The organism is Streptomyces sp. MUM 2J (assembly GCF_022414535.1).
GTDB lineage: Bacteria > Actinomycetota > Actinomycetes > Streptomycetales > Streptomycetaceae > Streptomyces.
Window position 1 is genome coordinate 135,876 of record NZ_JADWYM010000013.1, and the last position, 15,314, is coordinate 151,189.

16 protein-coding genes and 2 pseudogenes are annotated in these 15,314 nt (G+C 67.4%); 10 read left to right on the forward strand and 8 right to left on the reverse strand.

Features of this window, described 5'->3' with window-relative positions:
* Nucleotides 1-1,084 precede the first annotated feature (1,084 nt).
* Entirely contained in the window at nt 1,085-1,429 is a 345-nt protein-coding gene (locus I3F54_RS14400) for an HNH endonuclease (protein ID WP_240119147.1), read from the forward strand.
* On the opposite strand, the gene I3F54_RS14405 is transcribed toward I3F54_RS14400, so the two are convergent.
* Together I3F54_RS14405 and I3F54_RS14410 are read right to left on the reverse strand one after the other, a co-directional pair.
* The gene (locus tag I3F54_RS14405; protein WP_240119127.1) at nt 1,408-1,833 is read right to left on the reverse strand and encodes a hypothetical protein; all 426 of its coding nucleotides are present in this window, start codon (nt 1,831-1,833) and stop codon (nt 1,408-1,410) included. The genes I3F54_RS14400 and I3F54_RS14405 overlap by 22 nt on opposite strands.
* A 1,296-nt stretch (nt 1,834-3,129) precedes the next feature.
* Nucleotides 3,130-4,476: a tetratricopeptide repeat protein gene (locus I3F54_RS14410; protein WP_240119128.1), complete on the reverse strand. Its 1,347-nt coding sequence runs from the start codon at nt 4,474-4,476 to the stop codon at nt 3,130-3,132.
* A gap of 179 nt (nt 4,477-4,655) precedes the next feature.
* Between I3F54_RS14410 and I3F54_RS14415 the strand changes: the two genes are divergently transcribed.
* The 5 genes from I3F54_RS14415 to I3F54_RS14435 all read left to right on the forward strand — a co-directional run bounded on the left by I3F54_RS14415 (nt 4,656) and on the right by I3F54_RS14435 (nt 8,374).
* Nucleotides 4,656-4,847, forward strand: a complete 192-nt coding sequence (locus tag I3F54_RS14415; RefSeq protein WP_240119129.1) for a hypothetical protein — start codon at nt 4,656-4,658, stop codon at nt 4,845-4,847.
* On the forward strand, nt 4,844-5,593 hold the full coding sequence (locus tag I3F54_RS14420; protein WP_240119130.1) for a hypothetical protein: 750 nt from the start codon (nt 4,844-4,846) through the stop codon (nt 5,591-5,593). The genes I3F54_RS14415 and I3F54_RS14420 overlap by 4 nt, the downstream gene beginning before the upstream one ends.
* Nucleotides 5,594-5,767: 174 nt before the next feature.
* Nucleotides 5,768-6,634, forward strand: a complete 867-nt coding sequence (locus tag I3F54_RS14425) for a radical SAM protein (RefSeq protein WP_240119131.1) — start codon at nt 5,768-5,770, stop codon at nt 6,632-6,634.
* A gap of 19 nt (nt 6,635-6,653) precedes the next feature.
* Nucleotides 6,654-7,799, forward strand: a complete 1,146-nt coding sequence (locus I3F54_RS14430) for a methyltransferase domain-containing protein (protein ID WP_240119132.1) — start codon at nt 6,654-6,656, stop codon at nt 7,797-7,799.
* Nucleotides 7,800-8,185: 386 nt separating this feature from the next.
* Nucleotides 8,186-8,374, forward strand: coding sequence for a hypothetical protein (locus I3F54_RS14435; protein ID WP_240119133.1), 189 nt, complete (start codon nt 8,186-8,188; stop codon nt 8,372-8,374).
* Here the strand turns inward: I3F54_RS14435 and I3F54_RS14440 are convergent.
* On the reverse strand, nt 8,371-8,646 hold the full coding sequence (locus I3F54_RS14440) for a winged helix-turn-helix domain-containing protein (RefSeq protein WP_240119134.1): 276 nt from the start codon (nt 8,644-8,646) through the stop codon (nt 8,371-8,373). The genes I3F54_RS14435 and I3F54_RS14440 overlap by 4 nt on opposite strands.
* Before the next feature lie 182 nt (nt 8,647-8,828).
* Here I3F54_RS14440 and I3F54_RS14445 point away from each other — a divergent pair, with 182 nt between their 5' ends.
* On the forward strand, nt 8,829-9,149 hold the full coding sequence (locus I3F54_RS14445) for a hypothetical protein (protein ID WP_240119135.1): 321 nt from the start codon (nt 8,829-8,831) through the stop codon (nt 9,147-9,149).
* A 277-nt stretch (nt 9,150-9,426) separates the two neighbouring features.
* Here the strand turns inward: I3F54_RS14445 and I3F54_RS14450 are convergent, their stop codons facing one another.
* Nucleotides 9,427-9,786: a VOC family protein gene (locus I3F54_RS14450; protein ID WP_240119136.1), complete on the reverse strand. Its 360-nt coding sequence runs from the start codon at nt 9,784-9,786 to the stop codon at nt 9,427-9,429.
* A gap of 143 nt (nt 9,787-9,929) precedes the next feature.
* Here I3F54_RS14450 and I3F54_RS14455 point away from each other — a divergent pair, with 143 nt between their 5' ends.
* On the forward strand, nt 9,930-10,439 hold the full coding sequence (locus I3F54_RS14455; RefSeq protein WP_240119137.1) for a CGNR zinc finger domain-containing protein: 510 nt from the start codon (nt 9,930-9,932) through the stop codon (nt 10,437-10,439).
* A gap of 404 nt (nt 10,440-10,843) precedes the next feature.
* Here the strand turns inward: I3F54_RS14455 and I3F54_RS14460 are convergent, their stop codons facing one another.
* Nucleotides 10,844-12,187: a UDP-glucose/GDP-mannose dehydrogenase family protein gene (locus tag I3F54_RS14460; RefSeq protein ID WP_240119138.1), complete on the reverse strand. Its 1,344-nt coding sequence runs from the start codon at nt 12,185-12,187 to the stop codon at nt 10,844-10,846.
* A 190-nt stretch (nt 12,188-12,377) separates the two neighbouring features.
* On the opposite strand from I3F54_RS14460, the gene I3F54_RS14465 reads away from it, so the two are divergent.
* Nucleotides 12,378-13,535 (forward strand): acyl-CoA dehydrogenase family protein, encoded by a 1,158-nt coding sequence (locus tag I3F54_RS14465; protein WP_275676141.1) that lies wholly within the window; start codon nt 12,378-12,380, stop codon nt 13,533-13,535.
* A gap of 198 nt (nt 13,536-13,733) precedes the next feature.
* Here I3F54_RS14465 and I3F54_RS14470 read toward each other — a convergent pair whose 3' ends face one another.
* On the reverse strand, nt 13,734-13,988 hold the full coding sequence (locus I3F54_RS14470) for a tyrosine-type recombinase/integrase (RefSeq protein WP_240119139.1): 255 nt from the start codon (nt 13,986-13,988) through the stop codon (nt 13,734-13,736).
* Between the two features lie 17 nt (nt 13,989-14,005).
* On the opposite strand from I3F54_RS14470, the pseudogene I3F54_RS32385 reads away from it, so the two are divergent.
* A pseudogene (locus I3F54_RS32385) lies at nt 14,006-14,212 on the forward strand (IS630 family transposase); the annotation flags it as partial.
* A gap of 59 nt (nt 14,213-14,271) precedes the next feature.
* Here I3F54_RS32385 and I3F54_RS14475 read toward each other — a convergent pair.
* Together I3F54_RS14475 and I3F54_RS14480 are read right to left on the reverse strand one after the other, a co-directional pair.
* Entirely contained in the window at nt 14,272-14,739 is a 468-nt protein-coding gene (locus I3F54_RS14475; protein ID WP_240119149.1) for a hypothetical protein, read from the reverse strand.
* Between the two features lie 87 nt (nt 14,740-14,826).
* Nucleotides 14,827-15,048, reverse strand: a pseudogene (locus I3F54_RS14480) (DUF397 domain-containing protein); the annotation flags it as partial.
* Between the last annotated feature and the right edge of the window lie 266 nt (nt 15,049-15,314).

A 15,314-nucleotide genomic window follows, 5' to 3' on the forward strand; every position in this document is an offset into this window, starting at 1 on the left:
CACGGCCGCGGGCACACCGGCCCCGCGCCCTCGCGGTACCCCGCGGCCGGGTCCCTTCGGCCGCTGCGCACGCGCCGATCACGGCGCGGACACCCGGGCCGTCCCTTACCGGCCGCCGTACGCCCGGACGCCGCGACCACCGTGCTGCACAGCGCCGACCTCGCCGCGCGCGCCGCGCAGGAGAAGCACGAACCGTCGGGAGCGACGACGGCGGAACCCGACGGTTCGGTCCGGGCGGGGACCCGTGGTCCCGGCGGCCGGGTGGACACGGCGGGGCAGCGGGGCTGACGGCAGAGCGGGTCCGGTGGTTCCCGCCCGGGTGCTCCAGGGGATTTTGGTGGCTCCCGCCGGTTGTGGGCCCGGGGAGTCCGGAGGGGCCGCCGGTGTCCCGGCGGGTTCAGCCGGCGCAGAGGCAGAACGGGTGGCCCGCCGGGTCTCTGAACGCTCCGGAACCACCGTTCTGGAGGCACCCCGGTCATGGCGGCATCTTCCCTGGTCAACAGCCCGGCACGCCCGCATGGGAATGCGTCGGTCCCCACACAGGGCATGACGACTACTCCCCGAGACTCTGTGACGGGCACGGTCTGCACCGAGACCCTTCGGGGTGTGCGGCGTGTCCGCTTGTCCGTGATGAGGCACTGGATGCTGGAGATTCTGAGGCAGGCATTTCAGAAAGACAAGTCCGGTGCGGGTTACGTGCGTGATGTTATTGAGTCACTGCAAATGGACCCCGATCTCCCGCCTAGCGAAGCGCGAGAAAAGGCAAACTTGTCGAGTAGGTCCGCCTGTGCTTCTTTGCGACTCCATGCGCGCGTGCAGCTTGGATTCGTGTGCTTGCACGCACTACTGGAGTGGTTCTTCTATCTTGCATGCGCCGCACTCTCTCTTCAGACGCGGACTTCATTCTCAAAGTACTGCTTGCGCTAATTACGTTTTCCGCAGGTTTCCTCTTCAGGCGATCAGCGAACAACGCACACCAAAGATTGCATGAATTGCAGATCAAGCTGAATCTTTTTGACTGCCATGACGACTAAGCCCGATCCTGCCCGACGGGGTGCAAGACGACGAGCATGAGGGGGCGGACATGCGCTGTATTGACTGTCCCCGCGCGGCGACGCACCGGGGACGCTGCGAGGAACACCACCAGGCGTACGAGAGACGCGAGCCGGTCCGTGCTCGGCGTGCTCGCCGCTCGGTGCTTGCTCGGGTGCACTCGGGGGCCGCTCGGCTCCGTGCGCTGGTCGGCATCCGTGGCGGTGCTCGCTGTGCGCGGTGCGGTTCGCTCGTCCTCGCGGACGGGGTGGACGTGGACCACGTGCAGCCGCTCGCCCTCGGTGGCGAGGACACAGACGGGAACGTTCAGCCGTTGTGCCGTGACTGTCACGTGGCCAAGACGGGCGAGGACTTCTATTCCGATTCGCCAGGTTGATACACCGTGAAGCCGCCCCCGTTGGTGTTATCTCTCAACCGTTGCACTCTTCCTTGCAGTTCCTCATCAAGTTCGGCTTTCGCTCGGACTTGGCGCGCTCTAGCTTCCACGATCCTGGCCTTCGCTTCGTCGGTTTCAGCCAGTGCTTCGTAGCAGTCTCTGCGCAACCGCAGAGCCTTCCGTGGAACATAGAGTAACAGCACAATACCTTGGAGTGCCCCGCAGTGGAAAAGAAGGTCTAGCCACAGAGGTGAACCCATGCTTATCGCGGTAAGTGTCGGTCTCCGCTCAGGCTCGCGTCCAAAAAATCGAAGAAGCGACTTCTCGAACAGCTCAGCTTCATGTTCTCGCTGGCGATAGGCCCACGTAATAAGCCAATTTAGATCATCGAACACTTCTACCATGTGTGGAAGGTCGCGAGGGCTGTTCTCTGTTTGAAAGCGCAAGACTCCAGTATTTCGCATGATTGAGACCTCGTGATCGTCGACTAACATACATAATGCAGCGGAGCACTCGATTTCCCCTTCTGGCAGTAGACCCCCTATGTCACGTATACCCTGCCCCCTTTGCTCTGACCCGGCTGCCCCAAGCTGACAGCGAGCGGATGCTGTCACTCACCTGCGCGGTGAGGATGCAGGCGGCCGTGTAGCCGCGATTTGTCTAGCGTTCCTCAACATACCCTACTGTTCTTGCCAATCTTTGCGGGTGGACAATGTACGTGGCTCCCACGAAGCTGCTTGCCGGAATGAAAAAAGCTCCTACCAGTCCGGTCACGGTCAGGGTGACTAGCAATTCCGCACCGTAACGGAATCCCCCAAAGTGGCTCCCGGCTAGCCATCTGAGACAGGAATATTCGGCGAATACTACCAGAGCGGCATACATGTACACGGTGAACCCGATCGCCTTCCATTTTTTCGCCCGGCGCACGGTCTCTGTGATATAGATTCCCTCCGGCGAGTAGCGTGGATAGATCCTTCCCTCGCGAATTGCTGCGTCTGCAAAATCGACTGCGAAACTTGTTCTTTGGTTTAGGGAATCTTGGATGCGTCGGAGCTGAATCGCCATAGCGAAGGCGGCTGCCGGAAGAATTACGGAGCATTGTCGGGCCAGCTCGTTCGTCACGTGCATACCCACGATCGTGCGTTGTGCGTTCGAGTATCGCCACTGGAGGTACCCCTATGCCGCGCAGGCCCCGCCCCCCTTGCTCTGTCCCCGGCTGCCCCGAGCTGACTGCCAGGGGTGGCCGGTGCCCAACGGCACGGGACACGACCACAGCGCAGGGATACGGGACCAGGTGGCAACGCATCCGCCGCCGCTACCTGTACGCGCACCCCTGGTGCGTGCCGTGCAGCAAGCCGGCGACCGTGGCCGACCACTTCCCCGAGTCGCGCCGTTCCCTGGTCGCCCGGGGCGTGTCCGATCCGGACGCATGGTCTCGGCTCCGTCCGCTGTGCACGTCGTGTCACAACCGCGAGACCGCGAAGCATCAGCCGGGCGGATGGGCTGCCGAGCGGGTCAAGCCTCGCCGCTCGTGACCCCGCCCAGGGGGGTGACCCGGACGCCTTCCTGCAAAAGAACGGCAGGGAGGGAAAAGACTCGCATGGCCCATTAGAGCGTTTCTGTGGACTCTCTTTCCGATCGCGGACATGCAGCCATCGCCCCGTCATGCTTCCCGAACGGGGGGTTTGGCGGGGCTTTCGCTATGCCGGGACCAGCTCGGGACGGACAATCGTACGAGCCCGCTCGTACAGAGCTTGCGCATCATGGTTGCGGATGTGCGGCCGGATCAGGTTGAACATATCCGTCATGCGCTTGTCGATACGGCCCGAGTTGACTAGGGGGTAATCGTCCAGCGCGAGCCCCCACGTCTGGCACGCGGCTTCAAGGTGCCCCACGGATAGTTGCCGCTCGGCGAGGATCGCCCGTTCTTTGACGCGCGTCCGTCGATAGATGCTGTACCGAAGCCGATCCGATTCCTGCATGGCAGCAACGGCTCCGTGCACGTCGCCCATTTCGAAGCGCACTTGGCTGGTGTGGTAGTTGAGCGACGCGGGGTCGTACGAGCCGAACACCTTCCCGCGAGACTCTGCCTTATCCATGGCCACCTCGGCTTCCTGCAAGTACATGAGTGCGGACCGCCGGTCCCCAATCTGCGCGGCGGCGTGTGCTTGCTGGCCAGCGAGGAAGGCGCGCATCCGCGGACCAGCCTGAGGTGAGGATGCTGCGGCAGCATCGGCGAGCCGCTTAGCCATCGGCCCTTGGCCTAGGTCTACGGCTTGCACGCTCATGCCGCGGAGCGTGGTGCAGTACGTCAAGTGGTCTTCCGATGCTCCCGCAAGCTCTAGCGCTTTGAGGTAGTAGCGCTGTGCGAGACCATGCAAACCCTCGTCAACAGCCATGTATCCGGTGAGATAGCAGAGATCGGAAGCCGCGGACATCATGGCTTTCCGCGCGTCCTCGGGACCGTCCGTCCGCAGGAACGGGGCAACTGTGTTGACGAGAAAGGTTGCGGCGAGCGGACGAGCGGTGCGGCCCCCGAACTGGTCATCCATGGACGAGAGCTGTTCCGTCATGGCGGAAACCGTGTGCACGTCGGACATGCCGATACGGGTTCGCGTGCCTTTCTGAGCAGCCTCAATCCGCCCCACCACGTCTGGCCACTCGGGGACGGTCAGTGCGACGGAGAAGAGAGCGACGCTCAGCACGCTACGGCGGGAAGGGGCCATGTCCAGCCTTCCAAGATCAATGATCCCGTCTACCGTGCTGGATGGTGTCTCCTCCGTCCCGCTGTCAGGGGCCGGGAAGCCAACTTCCGCGTACGTGACGGGTCGCCCAAGCCGTCGGACGAACGCTTCCAAGATCAGCGACCGGGCATCCTCGCGCGGAACGCTGCCGCTCAACCACTGGTGAACGGAAGGTGCACGGTACTGCTTCGGGGTGCCGCGCTCGGTTCCAATCCGGTTGATCGCTTGCGCGCATTGCCGCAGCGTCCACCCGGTCTCGCGGAACAGACGCTCTAACGCTGTGTTCGGCTCGCTGGTGCCCACGGACGTTCAACTCCCCATGCACGACTGCGCTAATCGCTTAACGCTCTTAATCCTTGTGCGCTTCCCAACAGTACCGCCGGGGGTGATCACGCGGTTGCCTAGAGCGAACAGCCCAGATCGCGGCGGAAGGGGATGGGCGAGTGAGTGCAGAGTCGGTACCGCCCTCCGTGGGAGTGCTGATGATGGACACGAGCTGTAGCCGTGTCGGAGAGTTCCGCGGGGTCGCAGGCCCGTACTGGTCACTGCGCCCCGTCGGTGGCGGAACCGAGTGGGAGGCCGAGCCCAAGCGCGTGCGCCCCGCGGACCCGATGGAGCGTCTGCATGCGGAGACCGCCCGCGCGAACGCCCGGAGCCGGGGTGAACGGCTGTGACCACTACGACCCGTCGCATGTTCGCGTTCGCCGACTGGACGTTACGCCCGGACCAGGACGACGATGCCCCGCCCACCACCTACGCGTTCCGGTGCCTCACGCTCACCGAGGACGACACCGAGTGTGCCGCGGAGTCTCCCGCGAGCGATGACCCGACCGAGCCGCAGACGTGGGCGTTCGACCACATGCGCGAGCACCCCGAGCACACCAGCTATGCCGAAGTGATCGAACGCCCGTGGGTCATGTGGCAGGGGGTGCCCGTCATGAACGACAGGCCGGAGCCGGCGGGCTACTGGGCAGAGGTACGCGCGGAAGGCCCGGTGTACGGCACGGGCGAAACCGTGCAGTACGTCTTACGCACCACGCAGAGCATTTCCCCCGTGCTGGTGCTCCGGTGGCTCCGCGCCGAGGCACTGCGCATCGCGGACCGACTCGACCCCGACCCGGCACGCTCGTCCTGGTTCGGGGCGCGCGAGTGTGAAGCCGTTCCTGTCCCCGATGCGCCTACCGAGTTGCGCGTATGGGCAACCGACCCGTACGAGCAACGCGAGGCACGCGAGCACATCAAGGGCGGGCACCCGCTGTTCATCACGGTCCCGGATACGGACTGCACGTACACCCTGTCCGTCTGGCCGGTCCGGCTCCCCGCCGACGAGCCCGACCAGGTGACCCCCGAGCCGATACCCCACCGCATCGGCGGACTGTCACACCCCCTGTATGTCCTCGCTGCGGACCCGTGGACGTAGCGCGCTGATACTCCCGCCCTCGCCGCATAGGACCCGGACCAGGACAGCACGGGTCTGTGACTCGCTCTGCGGCAGGGGCGGGGCTCCACCCCGGTCGGCTGTCGCGCGTGACGGTCTGGCAGCCGACCGGCCCAGCAAGTTCCGAACACCCGTCAAACGGAGGGAAGTTGTACCGTGACCGCCGTTCTTGAAACGCCCGCCGCAAGCCCGCTCGCCGGTATCCGCTCCCTTGAACTGGAGATCACCGGTAAGTGCCAGCTCACGTGCACGCACTGTCTGTCCGAGTCCAGCCCGCAAGCGAGCCACGGCACGATGACACCCGCGGACTGGCGCGCGGTCATCACGGACGCTGCCGCGCTCGGCATCCGCACCGTTCAGCTCATCGGCGGTGAGCCGACCGTTCACCCGTACTGGCGGGATTTCACCGAACTTGCGCTCTCCCTCGGGCTGCACGTGGAGATTTACAGCAACCTGTTTCACGTCGCCCCCGACTGGTGGGACGTGTTCACCCGCGAGGGCGTGACCCTCGGGACGAGCTACTACAGCGACGACCCCGCCGAACACGACAAGATCACCGGGCGGGAGGGCAGCTACGTCCGCACCCGGTGCCACATTCGCGAGGCAGTCAACCGCGGGGTCACGGTCCGGGCCGGAATCGTGGACATCCTGCCGGGGCAGCGTGTTGCGGGAGCACGGGCCGAGCTGGAATCCATGGGCGTGAAGCACATCAACACGGACCGGGTGCGCGCGGTGGGCCGTGCCGCTCTGCCGGGGCAGGCTCCGACGCTGGACGAGCTGTGCGGCAGGTGCACCCGTGGACGCGCTGCCATCCTCCCGAACGGCGATTTGGCCGGGTGCGTGCTCTCGCGTGACTTCCCGGCGGGCAACGTGAGGGAAACCCCGCTCGCCGAGCTGTTCGGTTCAACGGCGTGGGCGGAACTCTCCGCGAGCGTGCCCCCGCTGCGCGTGAACGCTTGCCCGCCCGACGATTCCGGCGACTGTGACCCCGCCAACACGGAAGCCTGTGACCCCGCGTACTGACCCTGGAAGGCTCGGCAGCATGGAATGGCACACGAGAGCGGCACGGCTCGCGGACCAGGTGACGGACCCGGATTCGCGGTGGCTCGCCCCTGTGGCACGCGTCGCCCGTCACGAACTGGTGCCCCGCTGGTGGGAACTGGACGACTCGGGCTGGTGGGTCGTGCGCGACGGACCGAGCAACCCGGAAGCATGGATGGACGCCGCGTACGCGGATCGGTCCCTGATCACGCGTGTTGGCGCACTGCACGCCGACCATGCCGAGCCCGGAGACCAACCCGAGGGACTGCCCACGTCGTCCGCGACCATGCCGAGCCTGGTGGTGCGGATGCTCAGACACGGACGACTTGGAGACGGTCTGTCCCTGCTGGACTTGGGTACCGGAGCCGGCGGGCTCACCGCGTACGCCTGTCACCGACTCGGGGATGACCACGTGACGAGTCTGGACGTGGACCCCTACCTAGTCAGTGCAGCGCGGGACCGGCTCGCGGACATGGGGTACCGCCCGAAGATGGTCACGGCGGACGCCACCGAGAACGTGCCGGGCTCGTATGACCGCATCGTGTGCACTGTCGCCCTCGCCCCCGGTCCCGGACTCCGCGCGGTGCTCGCCGCACTGGAACCCGGCGGACGCATCGCAACGACCCTCGCGCGCACGTCCCTGATCGTCACCGGGTGGAAGGACCGGAACGGGGACGTGGTGGGTACGGTCGCGCGGGACATGGCGGGTTTCATGCTCACCCGGTCCGGCGACGACTACCCGCCCGCCCTCGCAGAGTTGTTCGCCCTCGCCAGTGAGGCAGACGGGGACGAGACGAGCACGGGCCGCTATCCCGTGGTGGACGTGGCGAACGCATGGGAACTCCGGTCCATGCTGGAGGTCACCACACCGGGCGTGGAACTCGGATACGACACCAGCGGGCGGACACGGACTGCCTACCTGGTGCACCCCGACGGGTCATGGGCACGTGCGTCCGCCGAGTGGACCGACCCGCCGACCGTGCACCAGAGCGGACCGCAACGACTGTGGGATGCCTTGGAACGCACCCGGAACCGGTTGAACGCGGAAGGCTCGTTGCCGCTACTCGGTGCCCGCGTACGCATCACTCCCGATGGGGTGTGCCATCTGACCCGTGGTCGGTGGCGCGCATCCATGGGGGTGCGATAACCCCCGGCACCGCGGACCCTCCCTAGTCGTCCGCGCGTGCTGGTCCGTGGCATCCGATCTGCCGCTTCCCCCCGCTGCGGCGAGGGTGCCACTCCCGCCCCGCTCGTGTGCTGCCCCCGTGGTGCGCGGGCGGGGCTCCCCTGTCTCAAGTCAAGGAAGCCCCCATGCGTCAGTGCACCGCCACGGCTGAGGTTCCGCCCGTGGACCTACTCGTTGCGATCCTCGCCGGACAAGGGCGAGTCAACGAGAGTGAACTAGTCGGCACGTCCGGGCCCGTCCGCTGCGAACTTGCCCTCTGGCACGAAGGTGAGCACGCCGACCACGTATGGGACTGGCGAGACCAGCCGACACACGCACTCTGGGCACGCTGGACACCAGACGGAACGATGCGCTTTGAGTCCCTGCGCTGGTGCGAGACCAACCGGCTGCCCGATGACGACGCGTGCACCCTCTACCAGGCACACGCCCGCGAACACTCGTGGGACGTGCGTGACCCCGAAACGGAAGCACTGCGCCGAAGCATCCTCGCTAACTACGCGGGGTGGCTCGCACAGCTCACCAGGAAGCCGGACTAGTCGTCCCGGTGCTCGTCCTCGCCCCGCTCGGCGGGACCGGCAACGAACGTCCCCTTACCCCACTCGGTGACGACGAGCCCGCGTTCCCGGAGCACACGCACCGCTCGGCGGGCTGTCTCGCGGGCAACCTTGTGCCGCTCGCATAGCTCGGCTTCGGACGGGATGCGCTCACCCGGAGCGAACTTGCCCGCCCGGATATCCGCGGTCAGTGCGTCCAGCACCCGCATATACGGGGCTCGGGGAGTGTGCGGGTCCGGGGAGCGCTCAGGCATGGGGAGAGCGTAGACAAACGGCCAACCTTGGGCGACTTAGACAGGCAGATCAGTTAGACAGGTAGATGAGTTAGACATGTTGGCTTAGCGTGATTCATCGAACACAACAGAACGCCCCGACAGACCGATTAGGCCCGGTCCATCGGGGCTTGCCGAACAGCTTGCATAGGAGCTGAACGACCATGCGCGATGTTATCGCCCGTGCCCTTTCCTGGGTGCTCGCCCTACTCGTCCCCCGCAAGCCCGGACGCCACAGCGCGGCATTCCTCGCCGCGCAGACCCCCGAGCCCGAGCCCGCCCCTGTGTCGCCCTGGTCCCGCCCGTGGCGCGGACCGTCGTCACAGGAAGTGCGAGCCATCTTCCGCAACGAGCACACGCGAGAGCTACCCGACCTACAGCGCGAACGGATGTGGGCTGCCGAGTTCGCCGCACTCGGCGTGGACTACGACTATCCGACGTTGCCGCTCGGCAGTCTTGTGAAGCGAGAGCGGGTGGCAGCATGACCGCCGAGGAACCGTTCCCGACCGTCCTCGCCGGACACGTGGCGCTGTGCATCAAGTGCCACACCCTCACGAACGCCCCCGTGGCAGTCCGCTGGATCCAGAGCAACAGCGGTCCCGGAACAACCCTCTACGCGTGCCCGGACCACGCGGCGGAGCTAATCCCCGGCCCCTTGCCCGGAGAGCTGGAGCGGGGCGCGTAGTCCCTCGCAGACAGCAAAACGCCCCGTGCGGCTCAACTGCCGTGCGGGGCTTCTGTGTTCTCTGACCAGCCGATATGCTAGAACGGTAAGTCGAGAGCGTTCGGGTCGGCGTACACCCGCCAGGTGCGTGAGCGGTCCTCCGTCTCCAGCGGCCTCGCGTCGAGTTCCAGCACCCGCTGCTCAGCGGCGTCCAGGTCGTCGACGGTCAGATCCAGGTGGAACTGCTGCGACCTCCCGGGCGACGGCCACTCGGGCGGCACGAACCCGGGGGCCGCCTGGAACGCCAGCGCCTGCCCGCCCGGCACCTTCACATCCACCCACTCGGCCTGGCCGGGGTCGGCCTCCACGGTCCCACCGAGCACCTGTGCCCAGAACGCGGCCAGTGCGCGGGGGGCGGGACAGTCCACGACGACCGTACCCAGCTCGGCGACAGCCATGACGCTCCTCCTCATCGGTTACCTGTAAGGGCCGTTAACCAGTAACGGTTACCGCATGCTCCCCCATGAGAGGTAACGTCGCAAGGGGATCGCCGGGAACCGCCGGAAATCCGCTGCGGAAACGCGGGAGGTAGCGTGCAGCCATGACGGAGAGATCGCCCGCACCGGGAGGCCTGGCCCTGGTCGAGTCCCTGGTCAACACCCTCGACATCGAGTCGGGCGCCGACGCGCTCAACACGGCGGAGGGCCGGGCCCGCTTCGGGCTCACCGAGGACGACCTCGCCGTTGCGCGCGAACTCCGCGAGGCGCTGCGTGCGGCCCTGCTCGCCCACGCCGGGCACCCACCGCACCGAACGGTGACCCGGCTCGGGGCGCTGCTCTCGGCGGCCCCGTTGATCGTGGCCGTCGACGAGCGGGACGGCTCGGCGCGCCTCGCCCCCGCCGACGAGGGCCCGCTGCCCTCCCGCGTCGCCGCGGCCGTGGCCGGGGCCGTGGTCGCCGGCACCTGGACCCGGCTCAAGGCCTGCGAGGCCGACACCTGCCACTGGGCGTACTACGACCGCAGCCCGGCCGGCCGGAGCCGCTGGTGTTCGATGCAGGTGTGCGGGGCCCGCGCCAAGATGCGGCGCTACCGGGCGAAGGGAACCCCGTAAACGCACCGCCCCCTGGGTCCCGCCCGGCACCCGGGGCGTTCCCGGCTCGCGACGGTGCCCGGTGGTGCAGAATGCGACACGACGCCGGTTCGGCCGACTGAGCCTCGGCCGAACCGGCGTCGCCCTGCCCGGCCAGGGCGGGCGTCGGCGGGGAGGGGCGTCCCGTGTCGCGTCCCGCCGGACGACGGCAGTCCGGCGGCCGGACACGGCAACAGCCCGGGGTCCGGGGGTACCCCATCGCCTCCAGGACACCACCGTGGGTCATGCGTGCAGCTGCCAGCGGCCCCGGGCCGGCGGCCGGGCACCCCGGTCTCCCGCAGCACGTCGCGGCGGTCCTTCGCCGGGCACCCCGAAAGGGCGCCCCGCGCACCGCCCGGCCGTTCGCCTGCCGGACGCTCCGCAGGTCACGCGGTGGGGCGGCCCATCGCCCGGTACGTCCACCCCGCCTGCCGCCACAGCTCCGGATCGAGCGCGTTGCGCCCGTCCAGGATCACCCGGGCCGCCGCCACCTCGCCGAGCGCCGCCGGGTCCAGCTCGCGGAACTCGCGCCACTCCGTCAGGTGCAGCACGACATCGGCGCCCCGCACGGCGTCCAGCGCGGACCGCGCGTACCCGAGGGTCGGGAAGAGCCGGCGGGCGTTCTCCATGCCCTTGGGGTCGTAGACGGTCACCTGGCCGCCCTGGAGGTGGATCTGCCCGGCCACGTTCAGCGCCGGCGAGTCCCGCACGTCGTCGGAGTCCGGCTTGAAACTGGCGCCGAGCACCGCGACCCGCTTGCCCAGGAAGGATCCGCCGCCCAGGGCCTGCCGGGCCAGCTCCACCATCTGCCCGCGCTGCCGCATGTTGATCGAGTCGATCTCGCGCAGGAACGTCAGCGCCTGGTCGGCGCCCAGCTCACCGGCCCGCGCCATGAACGCCCGGATGTCCTTCGGCAGGCAGCCGCCGCCGAACCCGATCCCGGCCCGCAGGAACTTCCTGCCGATCCGGTCGTCGTACCCGATGGCCTCGGCGAGCCGGGCAACGTCGCCGCCCGCCGCCTCGCACACCTCCGCCATCGCGTTGATGAAGGAGATCTTGGTGGCGAGGAAGGAGTTGGCGGACGTCTTCACCAGCTCGGCCGTCGGGAAGTCCGTCACCACGAACGGCGTGCCCTCGCCCATCGGTGTCGCATACACCTCGCGCAGCAGCTTCTCCGCCCGGTCGCTGCGCACCCCGACCACGATCCGGTCCGGGTGCAGTGTGTCCTGCACGGCGAAGCCCTCGCGCAGGAACTCGGGGTTCCACGCCAGCTCGGCGTCCTCGCCGGCCGGCGCGTGCGCGGAGAGGTACGTCGCGAGCCGCTCCGCCGACCCCACCGGCACGGTCGACTTGCCGACGACGAGGGCCGGGCCGGTCAGGTGCGGGGCGAGCGAGGTGATCGCGGCGTCCACGTACGACATGTCGGCGGCGTACTCGCCGTGCCGCTGAGGTGTGTTCACACAGACGAAGTGCACCTCGCCGAATGCCGCGACCTCGGCGTAGTCGGTGGTGAACCGCAGCCGGCCCGTGGACCCGTCGATCCCGCTGACGTGCTTGCGCAGCAGTTCCCGGAGCCCCGGCTCGTACATCGGGACCTCGCCCCGCCGGAGCATGTCGATCTTCTCCGGCACGACATCGAGCCCGAGCACCTCGAAACCCAGTTCCGCCAGGGCCGCGGCATGGGTGGCGCCGAGATAACCGGTGCCGATCACGGTGATCTTGAGGGCCATCAATGCTCCATGGGGTCTGCGGCATGGTCGTGCGCGCCCGAGCATATCCGGGGCATGCGAGCGCGCCTCACCGGGCAACTTCCCCCCTGTCGCCTAGCTCACGTACCCCTCGGGGCGGCGACGGAATAAAATTTGGGTTACTTAACGGTAGTTAGCGCCACCATCGCAGCGTTTTGGAGCGTGAGAGACCTTGGCCGGATCGGCTGACTTCGACCTGTACCGCCCGTCCGAAGAGCACGACATGCTCCGCGACGCCGTCCGCTCACTGGCCGAGGCGAAGATCGCGCCGTACGCCGCCGCCGTGGACGAGGAGGCCCGCTTCCCCCAGGAGGCCCTCGACGCCCTGGTCGCCGGTGACCTGCACGCCGTCCACGTACCCGAGTCGTACGGCGGCGCGGGCGCGGACGCCCTGGCGACGGTCATCGTGATCGAGGAGGTCGCCCGGGTGTGCGCCTCGTCCTCCTTGATCCCCGCGGTGAACAAGCTCGGCTCCCTGCCGGTGATCCTCTCCGGCGGCGAGGACCTGAAGAAGAAGTACATGACCCCGCTCGCCAAGGGCGAGGCGATGTTCTCGTACTGCCTGTCCGAGCCCGATGCGGGGTCCGACGCGGCCGGAATGAAGACCCGCGCGGTCCGCGACGGCGACCACTGGGTGCTCAACGGGGTGAAGCGCTGGATCACCAACGCCGGCGTCTCCGAGTTCTACACCGTGATGGCGGTCACCGACCCGGAGAAGCGCTCCAGGGGCATCTCCGCCTTCGTCGTCGAGAAGTCCGACGAGGGCGTCTCCTTCGGCGCCCCGGAGAAGAAGCTCGGCATCAAGGGCTCCCCGACCCGCGAGGTCTACCTGGACAACGTCCGCATCCCCGCCGACCGCATGATCGGCGAGGAGGGCACCGGCTTCGCCACGGCGATGAAGACCCTGGACCACACCCGCATCACCATCGCCGCCCAGGCCCTCGGCATCGCCCAGGGCGCACTCGACTACGCCAAGGGCTACGTCAAGGAGCGCAAGCAGTTCGGCAAGCCGATCGCCGACTTCCAGGGCATCCAGTTCATGCTCGCGGACATGGCCATGAAGATCTCGGCCGCCCGCGCGCTGACCTACCAGGCCGCCGCCGCCTCCGAGCGCGGTGACGCCGACCTCACCTACCTGGGCGCCGCCGCCAAGTGCTTCGCCTCCGACGTGGCCATGGAGGCCACCACGGACGCGGTCCAGCTGCTCGGCGGGTACGGCTACACCCGGGACTACCCGGTGGAGCGCATGATGCGTGACGCCAAGATCACGCAGATTTACGAGGGGACGAATCAAGTCCAGCGGATCGTGATGGCAAGGAACCTTCCCTAGCAGGGTTTTACCAGGTCAGAAGCTGTTTCAAAGGCCCGGAGGGACACCCTCGCTTTCTGCCCGTTGCTGCTCGATCTGGGCCGTTCCTGGGCGTCATGCTGGGGGAATCCTGGGCAGATGCCGGGCTGAAAACGGCCACTGACCTGTACAAACAACACAGCCCCCGGCATGACGCCGGGGGCTGTTGTCGTACGCGGATCAGGCGGCCTCTGACGCCTCCGTGGGGTCGTCGGCGCCGGGCGTCAACATCGTTGCGATGGCGGCCCGGCCGCGCTGCTCGGCTCCTTCGAAGATGTAGTGGTAGTGCTCCCTCAGCACGTCCGTGCTGCTGTGGCCCATCCAGTCGGCCACATCGTTCTCGGGGACTCCGGCGTACAGCAGCCGCGACCCGTAGTAGTGCCGGAGTGAGTGCGCCTTGCAGTACTTCTCCTGTCCCTTGCCCAGAGCCTCCATCCAGATCTTCGGGTAGAAGTACGACGCTGAACCCAGACGAGCTGGTCAACGCCGACCTCAAGCACAGCCTGCCCCGGCAGCACCGAGCCCGGGGTCAAGCCGAACTCGCCGCCGAAACCCGCCGCTTCTTCCGCCGACGCCAGCGCCAGCCGCACATCGTCCGCGGCTACTTCGGCGGCCCGCACGTCCGCTACGTCCTGGACGAGAACCCCATGAATTTCTGATCAATAACCAACGAATGCAGAAGCCCCGGCCACTGGCCGGGGCCTCTTTGTGGCTTCGACTACCTGACTGGGCACGCCAGTTCAGGCATCGAGCGATTTGGAGAGCACGTCACGACGGCCAGGGACAGGTATGAGGGTCGTTCGAGGTAGAAGCCGTGGGACACGTCACCGCCCTCCCTCAACCGCTCATCGGCGGAGTTCACGAGAAGCGTCAGATGGGTGGTGTCCCGCTCCGGCTCCGACGCGAACCGGGGCGCGTACTCCGCCAACCGTTCCCCGAGCCAGGCCGCCGCTTCCTTCGCCTCATCCCACGTGGCACGAACCAGCGAACGCGGCTTGACGAGCCAGTACGCGGTTTCCAGCGGGGGAAGGTCAACGGTCGGGAACTCGGCCGACACCTCCCGGTACCGCTGGATCAGCTCCGGTCTACTCCCGGCCGGGGGCGGCTCAGGGTGCGGGGGCCGCCGTAGGGCCTCGTTGTCGAAGCGCTCTTTCGGGCCGGCCCACAGATGGCCGTGGTGGTGCACGAGTCGTTCCCGTTTCGAGGAGTGCCAGCCGGGTCGGCCCCAGGGACGGGGGATAGACCCGGCCCGACTGGCGGAGGGGGAGGATCGGACGTTGAGGCCGAACCGCGCCGGGTCGATCCCGGCCGCGTCCAGTTCCTCCGTGGTGAACCGCAGCGGCTGCGCGTCCGGCCGCTTGCTGTCGCCGAGGGCCCAGGCGCCATCGCCGATCCGGGCCAGGGTCACGCACCCCTCGGTACAGGGGCCGCCGCACGCCTTCACGAACGAGGCCCCGTCGATGTCGAGCCCGTACAGGTCGGTTCCGTTCAGCATTACTGCACCTTCCTGCTCAACTAATCGCGGCCATGGCTGACCGCCGCCGCCCATTCCGGGCGGGAGTTCAAGGGAGGAGAGGGAGAGACTTCAGCGTCCGGAACCTTGGCCGCGTTCCGTGCAGCGCTAGGGCGTGTTTCAGAAGTGGATCTTGATGTGTCATGATCCACTTCATGGGGAGGCACGATCTGACGAATGCGCAGTGGGCGAAGCTGGCGCCGCTGCTGCCGGTGGGGAAGAAGCCTGGACGGCCGCCGGTGCACACC

What these genes read in the sequence shown, in the direction of transcription:
- I3F54_RS14400 (WP_240119147.1), top strand. Translation starts at nt 1,085, where the DNA reads ATGCGCTGTATTGACTGTCCCCGCGCGGCGACGCACCGGGGACGCTGC.
- I3F54_RS14405 (WP_240119127.1), bottom strand. Translation starts at nt 1,833, where the DNA reads ATGGTAGAAGTGTTCGATGATCTAAATTGGCTTATTACGTGGGCCTAT.
- I3F54_RS14415 (WP_240119129.1), top strand. Translation starts at nt 4,656, where the DNA reads ATGATGGACACGAGCTGTAGCCGTGTCGGAGAGTTCCGCGGGGTCGCA.
- I3F54_RS14430 (WP_240119132.1), top strand. Translation starts at nt 6,654, where the DNA reads ATGGAATGGCACACGAGAGCGGCACGGCTCGCGGACCAGGTGACGGAC.
- I3F54_RS14435 (WP_240119133.1), top strand. Translation starts at nt 8,186, where the DNA reads ATGCGCTTTGAGTCCCTGCGCTGGTGCGAGACCAACCGGCTGCCCGAT.
- I3F54_RS14440 (WP_240119134.1), bottom strand. Translation starts at nt 8,646, where the DNA reads ATGCCTGAGCGCTCCCCGGACCCGCACACTCCCCGAGCCCCGTATATG.
- I3F54_RS14445 (WP_240119135.1), top strand. Translation starts at nt 8,829, where the DNA reads ATGCGCGATGTTATCGCCCGTGCCCTTTCCTGGGTGCTCGCCCTACTC.
- I3F54_RS14450 (WP_240119136.1), bottom strand. Translation starts at nt 9,786, where the DNA reads ATGGCTGTCGCCGAGCTGGGTACGGTCGTCGTGGACTGTCCCGCCCCC.
- I3F54_RS14455 (WP_240119137.1), top strand. Translation starts at nt 9,930, where the DNA reads ATGACGGAGAGATCGCCCGCACCGGGAGGCCTGGCCCTGGTCGAGTCC.
- I3F54_RS14460 (WP_240119138.1), bottom strand. Translation starts at nt 12,187, where the DNA reads ATGGCCCTCAAGATCACCGTGATCGGCACCGGTTATCTCGGCGCCACC.
- I3F54_RS14470 (WP_240119139.1), bottom strand. Translation starts at nt 13,988, where the DNA reads ATGGAGGCTCTGGGCAAGGGACAGGAGAAGTACTGCAAGGCGCACTCA.